Annotated in this window: 1 protein-coding gene; it reads left to right on the forward strand. The window is 56.2% G+C overall.

Annotated elements, in window-relative coordinates:
- Positions 1–111: 111 nt before the first annotated feature.
- On the forward strand, positions 112–1025 hold a 914-nt coding region (locus EVJ30_RS15010), incomplete at its 3' end, for a transposase (protein ID WP_201739087.1).

Consider the following 1025-nt stretch of genomic DNA (forward strand, 5'->3'; position numbering starts at 1 on the left):
CGGTGGCCTCTTCTCATTTTTATGGGTTCGTTCACGCATTTCGGACTAAACAGATAGGGGCGACCTCTGATAAAGTTAAAGTGACCAAACCATAACTTTGGAGGTGCCCCTATGTACAAAAAGTATACCATGAACCAGTTGGTTTTGCCCCTAGATTTAGAAGTCCGTCTCCAGGAAAACGATATCGCCTTCGCCGTCCACGATCTCGTCGAACAGATTCCGGACGAGGCCTTCGAGCCGTTCTGGCGAACGACGGGCTGCCCCGCTTACCATCCGCGTATGATGATGAAGATCGTCCTCTGCGCCTACACACAGTCCGTATTTTCAGGTCGAAAGATCGAAGGCCTTCTAAAAGACAGCCTGCGGATGATGTGGCTCGCCCAGGGCCACGAGCCGAGTTATCGGACGATCAACCGTTTCCGCGTCCATCCGGCCGTGTCCCCGATCTTGAAGGCGGCGTTCGTCGCCTTCAGATGTCATCTCGTCGAGACCGGCGAAATCGACGAGGAGGCGATCTTCATCGACGGCACGAAGATCGAGGCGAATGCCAACCGCTATACGTTCGTCTGGCGGAAGGCCGTCGCGAGATACAGCGCCGCGCTCGTCGAGAAATCGAACCAGCTGTACGACGAACTGATGGCCGACCAGGTCATCCCCGAGATCGAACGGGAGAGCCCGGACGCGCTCTCGGTCGAAGAACTCGAACAGATCGCAGCGCGGCTCGAAGAGAAGATCGAGTCCATCAACGAGGAAATCGCCACGGCGACCGACGTCGCCGAACGGAAACGATTGCGTATGAAACGGAAGATACCCCGCCGCCTCCACAAACAGGCCGCCGATTTCGCCGCCCGGAAACGTCGATACGAGGAACACATGGCCACCTTCGGTACACGGAACAGTTACTCGAAGACCGACAGGGACGCGACGTTCATGCGGATGAAAGAGGATCACATGAAAAACGGCCAACTGAAGCCGGGGTACAACGTCCAAATCGCAACCGAAGGTCAGTACACGCTTGCCTATGA

Origin of the sequence: Exiguobacterium sp. SH5S13, from assembly GCF_004337085.1 — a bacterium.
Classification (GTDB): domain Bacteria; phylum Bacillota; class Bacilli; order Exiguobacteriales; family Exiguobacteriaceae; genus Exiguobacterium; species Exiguobacterium aurantiacum_A.